This window comes from Candidatus Clostridium radicumherbarum (genome assembly GCF_045310525.1).
Lineage (GTDB): Bacteria > Bacillota > Clostridia > Clostridiales > Clostridiaceae > Clostridium_AT > Clostridium_AT radicumherbarum.
Genome location: NZ_JBJHZY010000007.1, coordinates 1 through 15432 on the forward strand (window position 1 = coordinate 1; position 15432 = coordinate 15432).

Annotated in this window: 16 protein-coding genes and 2 tRNA genes; 1 reads left to right on the plus strand and 17 read right to left on the minus strand. The window is 33.2% G+C overall.

Annotated elements, in window-relative coordinates:
• Positions 1 to 120 precede the first annotated feature (120 nt).
• The 10 genes from ACJDUH_RS18975 to ACJDUH_RS19020 form a co-directional block, all read right to left on the minus strand.
• A tRNA-Thr gene (locus tag ACJDUH_RS18975) sits at positions 121 to 196 on the minus strand.
• A gap of 12 nt (positions 197 to 208) precedes the next feature.
• Positions 209 to 282, minus strand: a tRNA-Gly gene (locus ACJDUH_RS18980).
• A 69-nt stretch (positions 283 to 351) separates the two neighbouring features.
• Positions 352 to 993: an RNA polymerase sporulation sigma factor SigH gene (gene sigH, locus ACJDUH_RS18985; RefSeq protein ID WP_406766802.1), complete on the minus strand. Its 642-nt coding sequence runs from the start codon at positions 991 to 993 to the stop codon at positions 352 to 354.
• A gap of 38 nt (positions 994 to 1031) precedes the next feature.
• Positions 1032 to 1163, minus strand: a complete 132-nt coding sequence (locus tag ACJDUH_RS18990) for a hypothetical protein (protein WP_406766803.1) — start codon at positions 1161 to 1163, stop codon at positions 1032 to 1034.
• A gap of 30 nt (positions 1164 to 1193) precedes the next feature.
• On the minus strand, positions 1194 to 2042 hold the full coding sequence (gene rlmB / locus ACJDUH_RS18995; RefSeq protein ID WP_406766804.1) for a 23S rRNA (guanosine(2251)-2'-O)-methyltransferase RlmB: 849 nt from the start codon (positions 2040 to 2042) through the stop codon (positions 1194 to 1196).
• Complete coding sequence (locus tag ACJDUH_RS19000; RefSeq protein ID WP_406766805.1) at positions 2035 to 2478, minus strand: Mini-ribonuclease 3; 444 nt, start codon at positions 2476 to 2478, stop codon at positions 2035 to 2037. Before ACJDUH_RS19000 ends, rlmB begins: the two co-directional genes overlap by 8 nt.
• Before the next feature lie 7 nt (positions 2479 to 2485).
• Positions 2486 to 3883 carry a cysteine--tRNA ligase gene (gene cysS / locus ACJDUH_RS19005; protein WP_406766806.1) on the minus strand — a complete coding sequence of 466 codons (1398 nt, stop codon included), beginning with the start codon at positions 3881 to 3883 and terminating at the stop codon, positions 2486 to 2488.
• A gap of 286 nt (positions 3884 to 4169) precedes the next feature.
• Positions 4170 to 4865 carry a 2-C-methyl-D-erythritol 4-phosphate cytidylyltransferase gene (gene ispD / locus ACJDUH_RS19010; protein WP_406766807.1) on the minus strand — a complete coding sequence of 232 codons (696 nt, stop codon included), beginning with the start codon at positions 4863 to 4865 and terminating at the stop codon, positions 4170 to 4172.
• A 9-nt stretch (positions 4866 to 4874) separates the two neighbouring features.
• Positions 4875 to 5966 carry a PIN/TRAM domain-containing protein gene (locus tag ACJDUH_RS19015; protein ID WP_406766808.1) on the minus strand — a complete coding sequence of 364 codons (1092 nt, stop codon included), beginning with the start codon at positions 5964 to 5966 and terminating at the stop codon, positions 4875 to 4877.
• A 121-nt stretch (positions 5967 to 6087) separates the two neighbouring features.
• Positions 6088 to 6567, minus strand: a complete 480-nt coding sequence (locus ACJDUH_RS19020; protein ID WP_406766809.1) for a CarD family transcriptional regulator — start codon at positions 6565 to 6567, stop codon at positions 6088 to 6090.
• Positions 6568 to 6716: 149 nt separating this feature from the next.
• On the opposite strand from ACJDUH_RS19020, the gene ACJDUH_RS19025 reads away from it, so the two are divergent.
• Positions 6717 to 7115: a nucleoside triphosphate pyrophosphohydrolase family protein gene (locus ACJDUH_RS19025; protein ID WP_406766810.1), complete on the plus strand. Its 399-nt coding sequence runs from the start codon at positions 6717 to 6719 to the stop codon at positions 7113 to 7115.
• A gap of 62 nt (positions 7116 to 7177) precedes the next feature.
• On the opposite strand, the gene disA is transcribed toward ACJDUH_RS19025, so the two are convergent.
• The 7 genes from disA to ACJDUH_RS19060 form a co-directional block, all read right to left on the minus strand.
• On the minus strand, positions 7178 to 8242 hold the full coding sequence (disA, locus tag ACJDUH_RS19030; protein WP_406766811.1) for a DNA integrity scanning diadenylate cyclase DisA: 1065 nt from the start codon (positions 8240 to 8242) through the stop codon (positions 7178 to 7180).
• Between the two features lie 24 nt (positions 8243 to 8266).
• Positions 8267 to 9634 (minus strand): DNA repair protein RadA, encoded by a 1368-nt coding sequence (gene radA, locus ACJDUH_RS19035; RefSeq protein WP_406766812.1) that lies wholly within the window; start codon positions 9632 to 9634, stop codon positions 8267 to 8269.
• Positions 9635 to 9806: 172 nt separating this feature from the next.
• Positions 9807 to 10547, minus strand: a complete 741-nt coding sequence (gene nagB / locus ACJDUH_RS19040; RefSeq protein WP_406766813.1) for a glucosamine-6-phosphate deaminase — start codon at positions 10545 to 10547, stop codon at positions 9807 to 9809.
• Positions 10538 to 11269: a GntR family transcriptional regulator gene (locus tag ACJDUH_RS19045; protein ID WP_406766814.1), complete on the minus strand. Its 732-nt coding sequence runs from the start codon at positions 11267 to 11269 to the stop codon at positions 10538 to 10540. The genes nagB and ACJDUH_RS19045 overlap by 10 nt, the downstream gene beginning before the upstream one ends.
• A gap of 136 nt (positions 11270 to 11405) precedes the next feature.
• A complete protein-coding gene (locus ACJDUH_RS19050; RefSeq protein ID WP_406766815.1) occupies positions 11406 to 13862 on the minus strand; it encodes an ATP-dependent Clp protease ATP-binding subunit in 2457 nt (818 codons plus the stop codon).
• Between the two features lie 21 nt (positions 13863 to 13883).
• The gene (locus ACJDUH_RS19055; RefSeq protein WP_406766816.1) at positions 13884 to 14918 is read right to left on the minus strand and encodes a protein arginine kinase; all 1035 of its coding nucleotides are present in this window, start codon (positions 14916 to 14918) and stop codon (positions 13884 to 13886) included.
• A complete protein-coding gene (locus ACJDUH_RS19060) occupies positions 14915 to 15421 on the minus strand; it encodes a UvrB/UvrC motif-containing protein (protein WP_406766817.1) in 507 nt (168 codons plus the stop codon). The genes ACJDUH_RS19055 and ACJDUH_RS19060 overlap by 4 nt, the downstream gene beginning before the upstream one ends.
• Positions 15422 to 15432 lie beyond the last annotated feature (11 nt).

The following is a 15432-nucleotide window of genomic DNA, read 5'->3' on the forward strand; positions in this document are numbered from 1 at the left end:
CGTGTCCTATTGTTCCAATGTTAACATGTGGCTTATTTCTTTCAAATTTTGCCTTTGCCATTTCTTTTTCCTCCCTTTCAAATACACTTATCCTGGTGTGTTGTATAATTTAAAATTTATTGGAGCCCATAACCAGGATTGAACTGGTGACCTCCACCTTACCAAGGTGACGCTCTACCGACTGAGCTATATGGGCAATTTAATCTAGTGGAGCGGGTGAAGGGAATCGAACCCTCGTAACTAGCTTGGGAAGCTAGGGCTCTGCCATTGAGCTACACCCGCTTGAATATAAAAACACCACGTAGCAATTATTAATTTTAATATAAACAGTATTATATGTCAATACGTTTTTTACTTACCGAATAAACTCTTTTCAAGTTTTCTTTTTACTCTTTGAAGTGCATTATCTATTGACTTAGCATGTCTATTTAAATCGCAAGCAATCTCTTGATAGGACTTCCCATCCAAATAGGAACCTAAAACTTCCATTTCAAGGTCTGACAGAACCTCTCCAATTTCATTTTCTATATATTTAAGTTCTTCTTCACTAATAAGAAGTTCTTCAGGGTCCGATATCTTTGCCATAGATAATATATCTAATAAAGTTCTATCTGATTCTTCGTCATAAACAGGCTTATTTAATGATACATAAGTATTTAGAGGAATATGTTTTTGTCTTGTTGCTGTTTTTATTGCAGTAATAATTTGTCTTGTAACACAGAGTTCAGCAAACGCCTTAAAGGAGGACAGCTTATCTGGTTTAAAATCTCTAATTGCCTTGTATAGGCCTATCATTCCTTCTTGATAAATATCTTCTTTATCAGCACCTATTAAAAAATAGGATTTAGCCTTTGCTTTGACAAAATTCTGATATTTAGACATAATATACTCTTGTGCTCTAATATTACCCTTTTTCGCTTCGATAACTATTTCTTCGTCTAGCTTATTAATAAATTCAGAAAAATTATTTGCAGAATCAGCTATATTCTCCAAGATATCCCCCCCAAAGCAATAATATGCCTTAACTTTGATTATACCTTAAAAATATTTTTTCCGTCAAGCTGTTTTATCTGTCTCTGCATATCTTTTCTAGCTTTTCTATAACTTCTCATCAATTTTATCTTATTTATTTCTGTTAGCTCACTAAAACTTTTTATGGACATTGTACCCATCTGCAAAAATATATCTCAACTTTAGCTTCTTTGAAGCCTCTGTTTCATGACTTCATACATCATTATTCCTCCAGCAACTGATGCATTTAAAGAGTTTATGTTTCCTCTCATGGGGATCTTAGTTAGTACATCACATTTACTTTTTGTTAGTTTTGATATGCCTTTACCTTCACTGCCTATTACAAGAGCAGCTGCACCACTAAAATCAACTTCATAGCAATAATTTTCTCCATCCATATCTGCCCCATAAACCCATAAGCCTCTTTCTTTAAGGTCATCAATTACAGCATTAATGTTAGTTACCTTTGCTATTTTCATATGCTGAACTGCTCCAGCAGAAGTCTTATAAACTATAGGAGTAATACCTACATTCCTTCTTTTAGGAATGATGATACCATGAACACCGCATACTTCAGCACTCCTTATTATAGCTCCAAAATTGTGAGGATCTTCAATTTCATCTAATATAAGAATAAAAGGTTTTTCATTTTTTTCTTCCGCATACTTGAGAATATCAGAAACCTCAAAATAATCATAGGGTGTTACTATTGCAATAACACCTTGATGAGCCTTAGATACAGACATATTGTCCAGCTTTTTACGGTCTACCTCTTTAATTACGATATGCCTTTCCTTAGCCAAGGCTATTATTAAATTTACTGAGCCCTCAGTATCCCCTTTTGCTATTAAAAGCTGTTCAATGGTTCTTTCGGACTTAAGAGCTTCAATAACCGCATTTCTGCCCTCAATTAAGTCTTCTCTTAATTGAGCATCCTCATTTTTTCTTTCTTTTTCAGTATTGCTTCTATTAGTTTTTTCATTTTTATTAATTTCTCTTCTCGTATCTCTATTAATTCTTTCTCTATTCATTCTTTGTCCCTTCTTGTTTGGAGGTATATTTTATACTAATTACCATATTAAATAAATAGTTCAATCTCTCAGTTTGCTCGGTTATATATAAGAATCCCATTAATGCTTCAAAGCCTGTTGCCATTTTGTATTCTTGTACATCTGCATTTTTAGGTATAGTACCTGACTTTGCATTACGCCCTCTTTTGAATATATTGTTTTCTTCCTCAGTAAGCTGAGATTCCATTATTTTCATAAATTCACTTTGAGCATGAGCTCTAACATAAGAAATAGCTTTAACATGAAGATTGTGTACAGACAGGCTTCTATTCTTATCTACAAGCTGCGTTCTAATGAATACTTCATATATGGCATCGCCTATGAAAGCCAATACCAAGGGATTTAACTGTTTAGCCTCTTGAATGGTAAATTTATTTTTTAATATATCAAATTCCATAAAAAATTTATGCCTTCTTCCACCTTACTCCTTGAGGAGTATCTTCAAGAATAATGCCTCTTTCCTTTAAATCATCTCGTATTTTATCAGATAATGACCAATTTTTGTCTTTTCTAGCCTGCTGCCTCTCAGCTATAAGGGCTTCTATTTCATCTTCAAGACTGCCTTTTGTAGAGCTTTGAAGTATTCCAAGCGGTCTGCCTAGTTCTCGTATTAGACTTAAAGAATACTCTACTAACTTCTTAGATGAATTAACTGTTACATTTGAATTAACTTCTCTTACCAAATCAAATATTACTGAAATACCATCAGCAGTATTAAAGTCATCATCCATTTTTTCTATATATTTAACTTTATAACCACTAAGTTTTTTAACATATTCCTCTTCCTCAGAAGATAAATTTTCCTGCTTTACTTCATCTAAAAGGCTTTCTAGATTCCCTATAGAATTGTACAATCTGTCAAGGGCTGCTTTTGAGGAGTCCAATAATTCAACATTGAAATTAAGCTGAGTTCTATAGTGACCAGATAGCATAAATAAACGAATAACGTCTGGATCATATTTTTCAAGTACTTCCCTAGCAGTAAAAAAGTTGTTTAAGGACTTAGACATTTTTTGATTATTAACATTGATAAAGGCAGAGTGCATCCAATAATTTGCAAAGGGTTTTCCTGTTCTTGCCTCACTTTGTGCTATTTCATTTTCATGATGGGGAAATACCAAGTCTTCTCCACCAGCATGTATATCTATAGTTTCACCTAAAAGCTTATGTGCCATGCAGGAGCATTCAATATGCCAGCCTGGTCTTCCCATACCCCATGGGCTTTCCCATGCTGGTTCTCCTTCCTTTTGCTTTTTCCATACAGCAAAATCCATTGGATCCTTTTTTCTTTCATCTACACTTATTCTTGCTCCAGCTTGAAGTTCTTCTAAATCCTGCCCTGATAACTTACCATAATGGGTAAATTTTTTAGTGCTGAAGTATACATCACCATCAACCTCATAGGCATAACCTTTATCTATTAAGTCTTTTACAAAGGCTACTATTTCATCTATAAATTCTGTTGCCCTTGGATTAATGGTAGCTCTTTCAATATGAAGGGCATCGGCGTCCTTATAATATTCATCAATATATTTGTTTCCAAGTTCCCTTACAGTTGTGTTTTCCGCATTAGCCTTTTTTATCATTTTATCATCTATGTCTGTAAAATTTTGAACAAACTTAACCTTGTATCCTCTGTACTCAAGATATCTTCTAACTGCATCAAATACTATAAAGGTCCTTCCATTTCCTATATGAAAAAAATTATATACTGTTGGTCCGCATACATACATCCTAACTTCTTCTGGTGTAATTGGAACAAATTCTTCTTTTTTCTTAGTAAGTGTGTTATATATTTTCATGGTATACCTCCTTTAGTCGGAAACACTGAGCAATTAAGCTCTCTCGCTCCCGCTCGATAATTGCTCTTAAATGCCCATTTAGGACATTTACCTCCTTAAATAAATTGGTGTAAGTACCAATATTTACTTCTTATTTATTATAATATTTTAGCATAACTACAGTATAAATTATACTAAATCTTGTTTATTATACATATTTACTATTTTATAATCAACGCCTTTTTCATATATTTTAATATTTTATAAAATAAAAACTCACCAAACAAGGTGAGTTTTATATTATGGTCTAGTTATTAACCAAATTATCAAATATTTTTTCCCCAATTATTAAATCTTCAGGTGTTGTAATTTTTATATTGTTATAGCTGCCATCATATAGAAACACCTTGTGCCCGAAATATTCTACAATGCTGGTATCGTCTGTAACACTTATATTTTCTTTAATTATTTTTTTATGACAATTAAAGATTAAGTCATAATCAAAGCATTGAGGAGTCTGTACAGCAAAAAGTGTATTTCTGTCTAAATTGTCTAAAGAGAAGCCTTTTTCATCTCTAATTTTAATAGTATCCTTAGGTGTAACACCACAAGCTGAGGCTCCATATTTAATAGCATTATCAATTCCACTTTCTATTGTTTTACTATCAATAAAAGGCCTTGCCCCATCATGTATAAGTACTACCTTAAAACCCTTAGCTGCAATTAATCCATTGTAAACTGAGTTTTGTCTTTCTGCTCCACCTTCAGCAACAGCAATAATCTTTTTAAATTTATATTCATCTATTATTTTTGTTCTACAGTAGTCCATTTCTTCCTTTGCGGTAACAAGCACAATAGCATCAACAGCCTTACAGTTTTCAAATGCCTTTAGGGAATAGTAAAGAAGCGGCTTATCCTTAAGAATAAGAAATTGCTTATTTATGCCTGCACCCATTCTTTTGCCTTTTCCAGCAGCTAAGACAATTGCACAAACTTTTCCCATAATTATGATCTATATATCTCCTTCGTTTTTCTGCCTTGCAAAAATCATTCTTCCTGCAGCTGTTTGAAGTACTGAAGTAACGATAACATCTAAGGTTTCCCCAATATGTTTCCTTCCTCCCTCAACAACTATCATGGTTCCATCATCAAGATAAGCTATACCTTGTCCTGATTCTTTTCCATCCTTGATTATCTGAATTCTCATTTCTTCACCTGGCAATACTACAGGTTTAACAGCATTAGCTAATTCATTAATATTTAATACAGGTACACCTTGAAATTCAGCTACCTTGTTTAAATTATAATCGTTAGTTATAACCTTGCCGTTAAGTACCTGCGCCAGCTTTAAAAGCTTACTATCTACTTCTGGTATATCTGGAAAATCCTTTTCGTAGATCTGCACATCAATATTTAATTCCTTTTGAATTTTGTTTAGAATGTCTAAGCCTCTTCTTCCTCTGTTTCTCTTAAGTCCATCTGAGGAATCTGCAATGTGTCTTAGTTCTTCTAAAACAAAATTAGGTATTACTAATGAACCTTCAACAAATCCAGTTTGACAAATATCAAAAATTCTTCCATCAATGATTACAGATGTATCTAAAACCTTAGCGTCACCTTTTGCTGCGCCCTTCCCCTTTTTATCTTTTGAGCTTCCAGACTTTTTAAAGCTTGAGAAAAATGATGTTAATTCCTCTCTTTTTCTAACAGCTACATCGGCCCCTACTGTTGCCATAACTATGGCAAAAATTACAGCAATTACAGTCCATATATATGAAAGATGGGCAAACAAAGCTCCGACAAGGGAAGCTATTATGAGTCCTATTATTGCTCCAATTGAACCGAACAAGATCTCGTTTGCAGGAATCTTCTGTATGCTCTTTTCCATATAATCAATTGCAATAAAAATCAACTTATTAATCCATGATGATATAAGAAAAAATATTAAACCAAAAATCACTGCACTTATAGTTAAAAATATGCCTTTATTATTAAAATGGGATATGCTAGGAAAATAATCTGGATTTAAAAGCAGCTTACCAACAAAAAAACCTAATATAAGTCCTATTAAAGTAAATAACCCTCTTATAATTCTTCTCAGCACAAAATCACCTCCTTGTTTAAGTATGAACATATTTCATAAACTTAAATCCTTTATTAATTAATATATCTTAATAAAGTAATAATTTCAAGGATTTGCTCATCTATTTTACAATATATTTACCTTATTTTACTATTAAGCTGCGAATTATTTCATATATTCTCTCAATATCCATATCTAAAACCAGCATAGCCTCACTGGAAACTAAGTCTTCAGCTTTACTTAGTATCTTTTGTTCTCCAGGAGGCATTATTCCTTCACTTTTCAAATAATATAAATCTCTCAGCACCTCACATTCCTTATCCAAAGATCCGTTATACAGTTTATCATTATTTTCCCTATATCTTTTACTCCATTTTTTTTCTAACTTTAGAGGTTTTTCTTTAATAATTTCAAAGCATTCCAAAAGTTTTTCAGGAGTCACAATTTCTCTTATTCTGTATGCTTCAACTCTGTTAAAGGGAATTGACAAATTAATTTTATCAATCATTAATTTTATATCTAAAATTTTATAAATAGTATCATATACTTTTCTAAATTCAACATTTTCAACAATACCAGCACCATAATTCGGTATAAATACCTTATTCCCAACACTTAACATATTTATCCCCCTATCCATAAAAGTATTCTTGATTTATTATATATAGAGAAACAAAAAATTGTCCTATAGTTTTATTGACAAAATTGTCTAAAAAATTTTATAATTACATTATAGGAAGATGTTTAAACTAATAAAGGAGTTGAGACTTAGTGAAAGACGTAATCTTCGATGATTTTCAAAACTCTGTAAATGAATCTTTGCTTAGACATAGAAGTATTTTAGATATAATGACCAAGCTTCAAGAATCTGAGGCAAGAATTAATAGGGCAGTAGCCAAAACTGTTACAAATTGTGGCTGCATGCAGGTTGACGCAAATAAACAGCAAATGCCCGCCTTAACAGATGATATTGAAGAGCTAAAGCATCATCTTAAAACACATGTTTCAGGCTCCTTATGTGAAAACTGCAGGGAAGTACTAGAAAGAGAAATAGGCAATCACATGTTTTATGTTGCTTCACTATGTAATCTTCTAGATTTAAATTTATATGATGTTTTACTAAAGGAATATGATAGAATTGATACTCTTGGGAAGTTTAGTATGAGATAATGTTTATATAAAAATGGCATCCACATGACTTATTTCAGAAATAAGTCATGTGGATGCCATTTTTATATTTGTTTTTCTATAATCACCTGTTCTCTGAGCCTTCTAAGTCCATTTTTAATAGCTTTAGCTCTTGCCTCTCCTATACCTTCAACTTTATCTAACTGCTCATAGGAGGCATCTAAAACGCCCTTAAGCTCTTTAAAGGTTTTAATTAAATTTTCAATTACACCAGTTGGTATTCTTGGTATTTTGCTTAGCATTCTATAACCTCTTGGGGAAATAAGAGTATCAACTAAGGGAATACCTGAATAACCTATTGCCTTAGCTAATACATCAAGATCTAAGAGTTCATCTGAGGAAATAGACTGAATTTGTTTGTAAATATCATTAAAATCTAAATTACTCTCACAATAGTCTCTTATTAAAAACATCTCATCTTCTTCAATGGATTTAACAAGCTCGTTAAGCTGCATAGATATAAGTCTTCCTTCATTTCCAAGTTCAGAAATATATCTTTCAATTTCAGATACTATTCTCATTACTCTTTCACTTCTTTGAATTACTGTCATTACATCAAAAAGAGTTGCTAAGTCTTGAAATTCTAAAAGATTTAGATTTCCAATAACTGCATCAAATACGGCCACATACTTTTCTAAGGTTTGGATTGCCTGATTTGCCTTAGTTAGAATTACACTGCTGTCCTTTAATATATATTTAACATTTCCCTTATATATTGAAATTATATTTCTTCGCTGGGATATGGCTATTGTAATGACTCCAGTTTGTTTTGCAACTCTATCAGCTGTTCTATGTCTTGTTCCAGTTTCAACTGTAGGAATACTTGAATCTGGCATAATTTGTGTATTTGCAATTAATATTCTCTTTAAATCAGTACTTAAAATTATAGCTCCATCCATCTTAGCAAGTTCGTATAAATATGTAGGTGTATAATCTGAGTTAATAGAAAATCCGCCATCAACTATACTAAGCACAACATCAGTATCACCGATAACTATAAGTCCACCTGTTTTTGCACGAAGAACATTTTCCAGGCCCTCTCTTAAGGATGTACCTGGTGCTATAAGCTTAAGTATGCTTAATAGTTCTTTATCTTTTTCTAGTCTCACAAAAATCACCTGCATATAACGACTTTATTTGCTAAAAACCTTATTTATAGCTTCTCTAAGAGAGGAAACTAGAATTAAATTTCCTTCCTTTAATGAAGCCTTATCCTTATTTCTTAAAGGTATAATTACATTTTTAAAGCCCATCTTTATCCCCTCATTAACTAACCTGTCACAATAAGAAACAGGTCTAACTTCACCTGTAAGTCCAACCTCACCTATTACAAGAACTTTTTCTAGGTTAATTTCCTTGCCTTTTATACTGGAGATTAAAGCCAGGGCAAGACCTAAATCCCCATAAGTGCCGTCAATATTGAGGCCCCCTACCACATTTACATATACATCACAGTTATAAAAGGGGATTCTAAGCTTTTTCTCTAAGACTGCTAAGATAAGGCTTAGTCTTGAATTTTCTATACCTACAGCAGTTCGTCTTGGCATAGGAGACTTAGTCTCACTCACAAGGGCCTGAACTTCAACCAATATTGGTCTTGTACCTTCCATTACTCCAATTACTACAGAACCCTCTTGAGTGAAGCTTGTTTCTTCAAGAAAAACTCTAGATGGATCACTGATCTCCTTAAGTCCTTCACTAACCATTTCAAAGACTCCAATTTCACTGGTTGTTCCAAATCTATTTTTTACAGTTCTTAATATCCTAAACTCCTCTGTTCTTTCACCTTCAAAGGATAAAACAGTATCAACCATATGCTCTAGTACTCTAGGTCCAGCTAATTCACCTTGTTTAGTTACATGGGCTACTATAAAGAATGGAATATTCTTGGTCTTCCCAAGCCTCATTAAATCACTGGAGCATTCCCTTACTTGAGATACACTTCCAGGTGCAGAGGTTAAGTTTGTTTTAAATAGTGTCTGGATGGAGTCAATTATTACAAAGATAGGATCTATTTCATCAATATGCTGCTCTATTATCTCAATATTAGTTTCAGAAAGGATATAAAGCTCAGGTGCCATAGCTTGAAGTCTGTCTCCTCTCATCTTTATTTGTTCTTCAGATTCCTCGCCAGATACATAAAGTACTTTTCCAACATTTTTTGCTATATTATTTGCAGTCTGAAGCAGTAAAGTAGATTTTCCTATTCCAGGATCTCCAGAAATAAGAGTTAAGGAGCCTTTAACTAATCCTCCTCCTAATACTCTGTTTAGTTCAGCAATACCAGTATCATATCTTTCATATTCACCAGATTTTATGTTAACTATACTCTTAGGCTTGTTACCGCTGCTTATGGTTATTGCCCTGCCGAAATCTGATGGGAGACTTTTTTGTTCTTCTACCATACTGTTCCAAGCTCCGCAGCTGGGGCATTTGCCAAGCCACTTTGGTGTTTCGTAACCACAGCTTTGGCAAACATAAAAACTCTTTGCTTTTGCCATATTATTTTCACCGCATTTCTCAAATTTCTATTAAAACTTATTATATTATACTTCAATGAAATTTGGTGTTCAATTGCTGAAGTTATAAATACCATTTTATATATTTTCCTATTTTAAAATTATTAATCAAAAAAATAAATCTACTTAAAAGTAGATTTATCTATAAGTAGACTTATTTATCAGTATTATTAAGCTTTGAAGCTGCAGCTTGATCAACTATTACTAAAACATCTGGGTGAACTTGTAATAGTGAAGCTGGAATTTTAGTGCTTATTTTCTCTTGTACCAGCTTTGCAATAATTTCAGCTTTCTTTTCTCCGCTTGCTAGAAGAATTATTTTTTTTGCCTTCATTATGGATCCAAGTCCCATAGTTATTGCTTCAGTAGGAACTTCATCAATCTTATTAAAAAATCTTGAATTTGCTTCAATTGTATCTTTTGTAAGCTTGGTTAAGTGAGTGTTCATATTTAAATAGTCTGATGGTTCGTTAAAACCTATATGCCCATTACCACCTATACCTAGAAGCTGCAGATCAATTCCGCCAGCCGCTTCAATTGCAGCGTCGTACTCTTCGCATTCCTTTTCTATATGCTTAGTTACTCCGCTAAGCACATGAGTATTAGCTTTATCTATATTTATATGATTAAACAACTTTGTATCCATAAAATATCTATAGCTTTGTGGATGATCTCCTGATAATCCTTTATATTCATCAAGATTAAAGGAGGTTACCTTTGAAAAGTCAATTCTTGATTCTTTATTAAGCTCAATTAATTCCTTATATACGCCTTCTGGAGTACTTCCAGTAGCTAGGCCAAGTATGGCATCAGGTTTTACATAAACAAGTTTAGCTATTTCCTTTGCTGCTATTTTACTCATTTCTTCATAATTTTTTGCAATTATTAATTCCATTTTATTTTACCCTCTCTTCTAAATATATTAACTTCTAAAAGATACTTGTCAGATCTATATACCGATTCTTCCACAAATAGAAGCTTACCATCTGAGGTAATATTTCTGCTGCTGGACTTTATTAGAGGAACTGAATCTTTTACATTAAAAAGTTTCTTGTAATAATCATCCATTAGTATTGCTTGAATTGAAGCCTCTGAATGGTCAATGGTATAACCATATTCATTTAATATTTTATAAAAGGAATCTTGAAGTTTTTCCTTATCTATATAACCGCAATAATCACAGGGAATATAGATTATTTCATTTGCAATGACTTCACCTTCTACAATTCTCAGTCTGTCAATTTTATATACCTCATCTAATAAAAATAGACCTTCTAGGTTTTCAGGTGTTGGCATCCTTTTAAAATAATTTATTTTTGTTTCTAAATTCAGACCCATTTTTTTCACCATTTCTGAAAAGCTCATTATGTCCTTCTGCTTTACCTTAGGTTCACAAACAAAGGTCCCTTTACCTTTTTCTCTTACTAAGATGCCCTCCTGTACAAGTTCTCCAAGAGCCTGTCTTACAGTCATTCTGCTTACAGTATAGGTATCAGATAGTTCTCTTTCACTATCAATACATTGTCCAGGCTTCCAAATACCACTATTTATTTTTTTTAATATATCTTCCTTTAACTGATAATAAACAGGAATGGGACTATTTTTATCAATGGACATTGTATCACCTCACTATTATTATAAACTATATACCTATAGATGTCTATACCAGTTGTATTGAAATTATTACTTCTTATCTGCGTAAGTTAATTAAGGGCATAAGAACTGCATCTTATACCCTAATTACTTTTCTTAATTAAATTTTAATGAACTTAAGTTCCCCTTCCTCGGCTGTCACCTTAACTTTATCTCCTCGTTTAATATTTCCTTTTAATATTTCCTCAGAAAGTTTATCTTCTACAGCCTTGGTAATAGCTCTTCTTAAAGGTCTTGCTCCGTAGGTTATATCGAAGCCTTCCTTTGCAAGTCTATCTTCAGCACTTTTGTCAAAGGTAAGCTCAATATTCTGATCCTTTATTCTAGCTGAAACGGTAGCAAGCATTAATTTAACGATATGCTTTAAGTTTTCTTCGTCTAATTGGTGGAATACAATAATGTCATCAATTCTATTTAAGAATTCTGGCCTGAAGGATCTCTTAAGCTCCTCCATAATATTATCCTTCATCTTTTCATATTCATTTTCTGCTTCTTTCTCACTAGATGAAGCAAAGCCCAATGTCTTTTGCTTTTTGATGGTACTTGCACCAACATTTGAAGTCATAATAATTATAGTGTTCTTGAAATTAACTGTTTTTCCTTTTCCATCTGTAAGTATTCCATCTTCAAGAATTTGAAGTAATATATTAAACACCTCAGGATGAGCCTTTTCTATTTCATCAAAGAGTACAACTGAATATGGATGTCTTCTAACCTTTTCAGTTAGCTGACCACCTTCATCATAGCCTACATATCCTGGAGGAGAACCAATAAGTCTAGATACCGTATGCTTTTCCATGTATTCAGACATATCTATTCTTATCATATTATTTTCATCACCGAACATTGCCTCTGCTAATGCCTTTGAAAGCTCGGTCTTACCTACTCCTGTGGGTCCAAGGAAAATAAAGGAGCCTATAGGTCTCTTAGGGTCTTTTAGTCCCACTCTTGAACGTCTTACAGCTCTTGCTATAGATTTAACTGCTTCATCCTGGCCTATAACTCTATTATGAAGAATTTCCTCAAGCTTAAGTAATCTTTCCGATTCTTTTTCTGTAAGCTTTTCAACTGGCACATTAGTCCATCTGGAAACTACTGCAGCAATTTCAGGTTCACCAACAATTTGATTAGTTGAAACTTCTTTTTGATTTTTCCAATTATTTTTTTGATTTTCTAATTTATCTTTTAATTCTTTTTCTTTATCTCTTAGTTTTGCTGCCTTTTCAAAATCTTGAACAGCTATAGCATCTTCTTTTTCCTTAGTAGTATTTCTTATAGTATCTTCAAGCTCCTTTAAATCTGATGGAGCAGTTAGATTTTGAATCCTAACTCTAGCAGCTGCTTCATCCATCAGGTCAATTGCCTTATCCGGAAGATATCTATCTGTAATATATCTATCTGACAAAGTAACAGCAGCTTCTAAAGCTTCATCTGTTATTTTTACTCTATGATGAGCTTCATATTTATCCCTTAAACCTTGAAGTATTTGGTAAGCTTCTTCCTTAGTTGGCTCACCAACCGTTACCGGTTGAAATCTTCTTTCAAGAGCTGAATCCTTTTCGATATATTTTCTATATTCATCTATAGTTGTAGCTCCAATACATTGAATTTCACCTCTTGCTAGGGCTGGTTTAAGAATATTAGATGCATCTATTGCGCCCTCTGCACCGCCAGCTCCCACTATTGTATGGATTTCGTCAATAAATAGAATAACATTTGCAGTCTTTCTAATTTCCTCCATAACCTTTTTAAGTCTTTCCTCAAATTCCCCTCTATATTTTGAACCAGCCACCATAGCTGAAAGATCTAATGTAACTACTCTTTTACCCTTAAGTATTTCAGGAATATTTCCTGTAGTTATTCTTTGAGCCAACCCTTCTACAACAGCAGTTTTGCCAACTCCAGGGTCACCAATTAAGCAAGGATTGTTTTTAGTTCTTCTGCTCAATATTTCTAAAAGTCTTTGTGTTTCTTTATCCCTTCCTATAACCGGATCAAGCTTTCCTTCAGAAGCCATATTAGTTAAGTCTCTTCCAAACTGATCAAGAGTTGGTGTAGCATTATTTCCACTTTTTTGATGGGCTGACTTGCCTGTATTTGGCTGCTCACCTGAGGATCCTCCTGATATATTTTCTATTATTTCTCTTCTAAGCTTGTCAAAATCAACTCCTAAATTAGCGAGGATAGTAAAAGCAACTCCTTCAGATTCCCTGATTAGGGCTAAAAGTATATGCTCAGGAGCAATATAATTGTGTCCTAAGGTTCTAGCTTCCAGTAAGCTTAATTCTAGCAGCCTCTTTGTTCTTGGAGTTAAAGGTATTTCATTATTATAAAGTTCTGCTTCACCTTTTCCTTCATACTCCTCCACTAAATTTCTTACATTTTCTACATTCACTCCATTATTATTTAGTATTTTCTTTCCTATTCCATCCTCTTCCATTAAGACTCCAAGTAAAATATGTTCTGTACCTACATAGCCATGTTGAAAGGTCTGAGCCTCCTCTTCAGCATACATAATTACCTTTTGGGCTCTTTCAGTAAATCTTGAAAACATCATAAATATCACCACCTAATAATTTTAATTACATATTGTGCCAAGTCTATTTCTAATAAGCTTAGCTCTATTAATATCTCTATCCTTCTCTGACAATTTTGAACTTGTTATAAGCTGCAGTGTTGCTGGTTGTATCTCAACTAATAAAGAATTTAAAGTTTCATTACTTACATCTTTAATTATACCCATTTCAATGCCCATTCTTACATTTGAAATAAGGTTTAAGGCTTCTTTTGAGTTTAGTAATACTGCAGATTTTAAAATTCCTAGTGCTCTATAAATCTTATCTTCCAATTCGTACTTATAGCTTTTCACAAATTGATCCCTGGACCATTGTTCTTTTGTTATTATTTGACTTACAACAGCCTTTAAATTATTCAAAATTTCCTCTTCAGTTAAACCAAGGGTTATTTGATTAGACACTTGATATAAATTTCCTTCTGACTTTGAGCCTTCACCAAACAAGCCTCTAATTGTCATGCCAACTTGAGTAACTGCATTTAGCATACTGTCCATCTCATTATTTATAGATAGTGCAGGAAGATGAATCATAACAGAAGCTCTTAGGCCTGTTCCTATATTTGTAGGGCAAGCAGCTAAATATCCAAGCTTCTCATTAAAGGCGTAATCCAAGCTTTCCTCTAAGAGATTATCTAATTTTTCAGCCATTTCATATGCCTCTTCTAAGCTAAAACCTGCATTTATGCATTGAAGTCTTAAATGGTCCTCTTCATTAATCATTATACTTACAGTTTCATCCTTATCTAAAATAAATGCGGACTTTTCATGATTATCTAAAAGCTTTGCACTTATTAAATGCTTCTCAAAATAAGACCTATTTATATTATCCTCATTCTCCCATAGATATTTGCTTTTATAGGCTTCTGATGTGTGGGCTGAGGTATAAAAAGCCTTCTCCACCCTATTTACTACCTCTTTTCCATTTTCAGCACTTAACCTATCTGGGAAAGGAATCTTGTCTATATTTCTAGCTAATCTTATTCTGCTGCTTAAAACTATATTATTACTGTTTTCCTCTGTCCTAAGCCAATTTTTCATTCCTTACTGCCTCCCTCCCCTTCTTTGTAGAACTTTATTTCGTCTCTAAGCTGAGCTGCTTTTTCAAACTCTTCATTTGCAATTGCCTTCTGTAAATCTTCCTTTAATTTAGAAAGCTTTCTTCTTTCAATAATGCCCTTGCCCTGCTTTTGCGGAATTTTGCCAGCATGTTCAGTATTTCCTTGAACCCGTTTAACTACTGTATTAATATATGGTGCAAAGCTTTTATAGCATTCACTGCAGCCTAGAAGTCCAGTTTTTTTAAAGTCATTATAAGAAGTACCGCAGTTTTTACAAACTGCCTCATAACTTTTAACAGTTTGAACTGCAGGACTCATATAATCCATTATTCCGCTTAAAATATTCTGAAAGGAAAATGGAGACTGAAAGCCTTCTATCTCTCTTGCACAATTTTCACAAATATTTAATTCTTGTTTTTCACCGTTTATAATTCGGGTTAAATGCACATTTGCTTCATTTTTCCCACAGTTCTCACAGATCATAGATTAGCCCT

Excerpts from the sequence above, each read along its gene's own strand:
- ACJDUH_RS19050 (WP_406766815.1), bottom strand. The coding sequence starts at position 13,862 with ATGATGTTTTCAAGATTTACTGAAAGAGCCCAAAAGGTAATTATGTAT.
- radA (WP_406766812.1), bottom strand. The coding sequence starts at position 9,634 with ATGGCAAAAGCAAAGAGTTTTTATGTTTGCCAAAGCTGTGGTTACGAA.
- ispD (WP_406766807.1), bottom strand. The coding sequence starts at position 4,865 with ATGGGAAAAGTTTGTGCAATTGTCTTAGCTGCTGGAAAAGGCAAAAGA.
- nagB (WP_406766813.1), bottom strand. The coding sequence starts at position 10,547 with ATGGAATTAATAATTGCAAAAAATTATGAAGAAATGAGTAAAATAGCA.
- rlmB (WP_406766804.1), bottom strand. The coding sequence starts at position 2,042 with ATGAATAGAGAAAGAATTAATAGAGATACGAGAAGAGAAATTAATAAA.
- ACJDUH_RS19045 (WP_406766814.1), bottom strand. The coding sequence starts at position 11,269 with ATGTCCATTGATAAAAATAGTCCCATTCCTGTTTATTATCAGTTAAAG.
- ACJDUH_RS19020 (WP_406766809.1), bottom strand. The coding sequence starts at position 6,567 with ATGTTAAGTGTTGGGAATAAGGTATTTATACCGAATTATGGTGCTGGT.
- ACJDUH_RS19000 (WP_406766805.1), bottom strand. The coding sequence starts at position 2,478 with ATGGAATTTGATATATTAAAAAATAAATTTACCATTCAAGAGGCTAAA.
- ACJDUH_RS19060 (WP_406766817.1), bottom strand. The coding sequence starts at position 15,421 with ATGATCTGTGAGAACTGTGGGAAAAATGAAGCAAATGTGCATTTAACC.
- ACJDUH_RS19055 (WP_406766816.1), bottom strand. The coding sequence starts at position 14,918 with ATGAAAAATTGGCTTAGGACAGAGGAAAACAGTAATAATATAGTTTTA.
- ACJDUH_RS18990 (WP_406766803.1), bottom strand. The coding sequence starts at position 1,163 with ATGTCCATAAAAAGTTTTAGTGAGCTAACAGAAATAAATAAGATAAAA.
- cysS (WP_406766806.1), bottom strand. The coding sequence starts at position 3,883 with ATGAAAATATATAACACACTTACTAAGAAAAAAGAAGAATTTGTTCCA.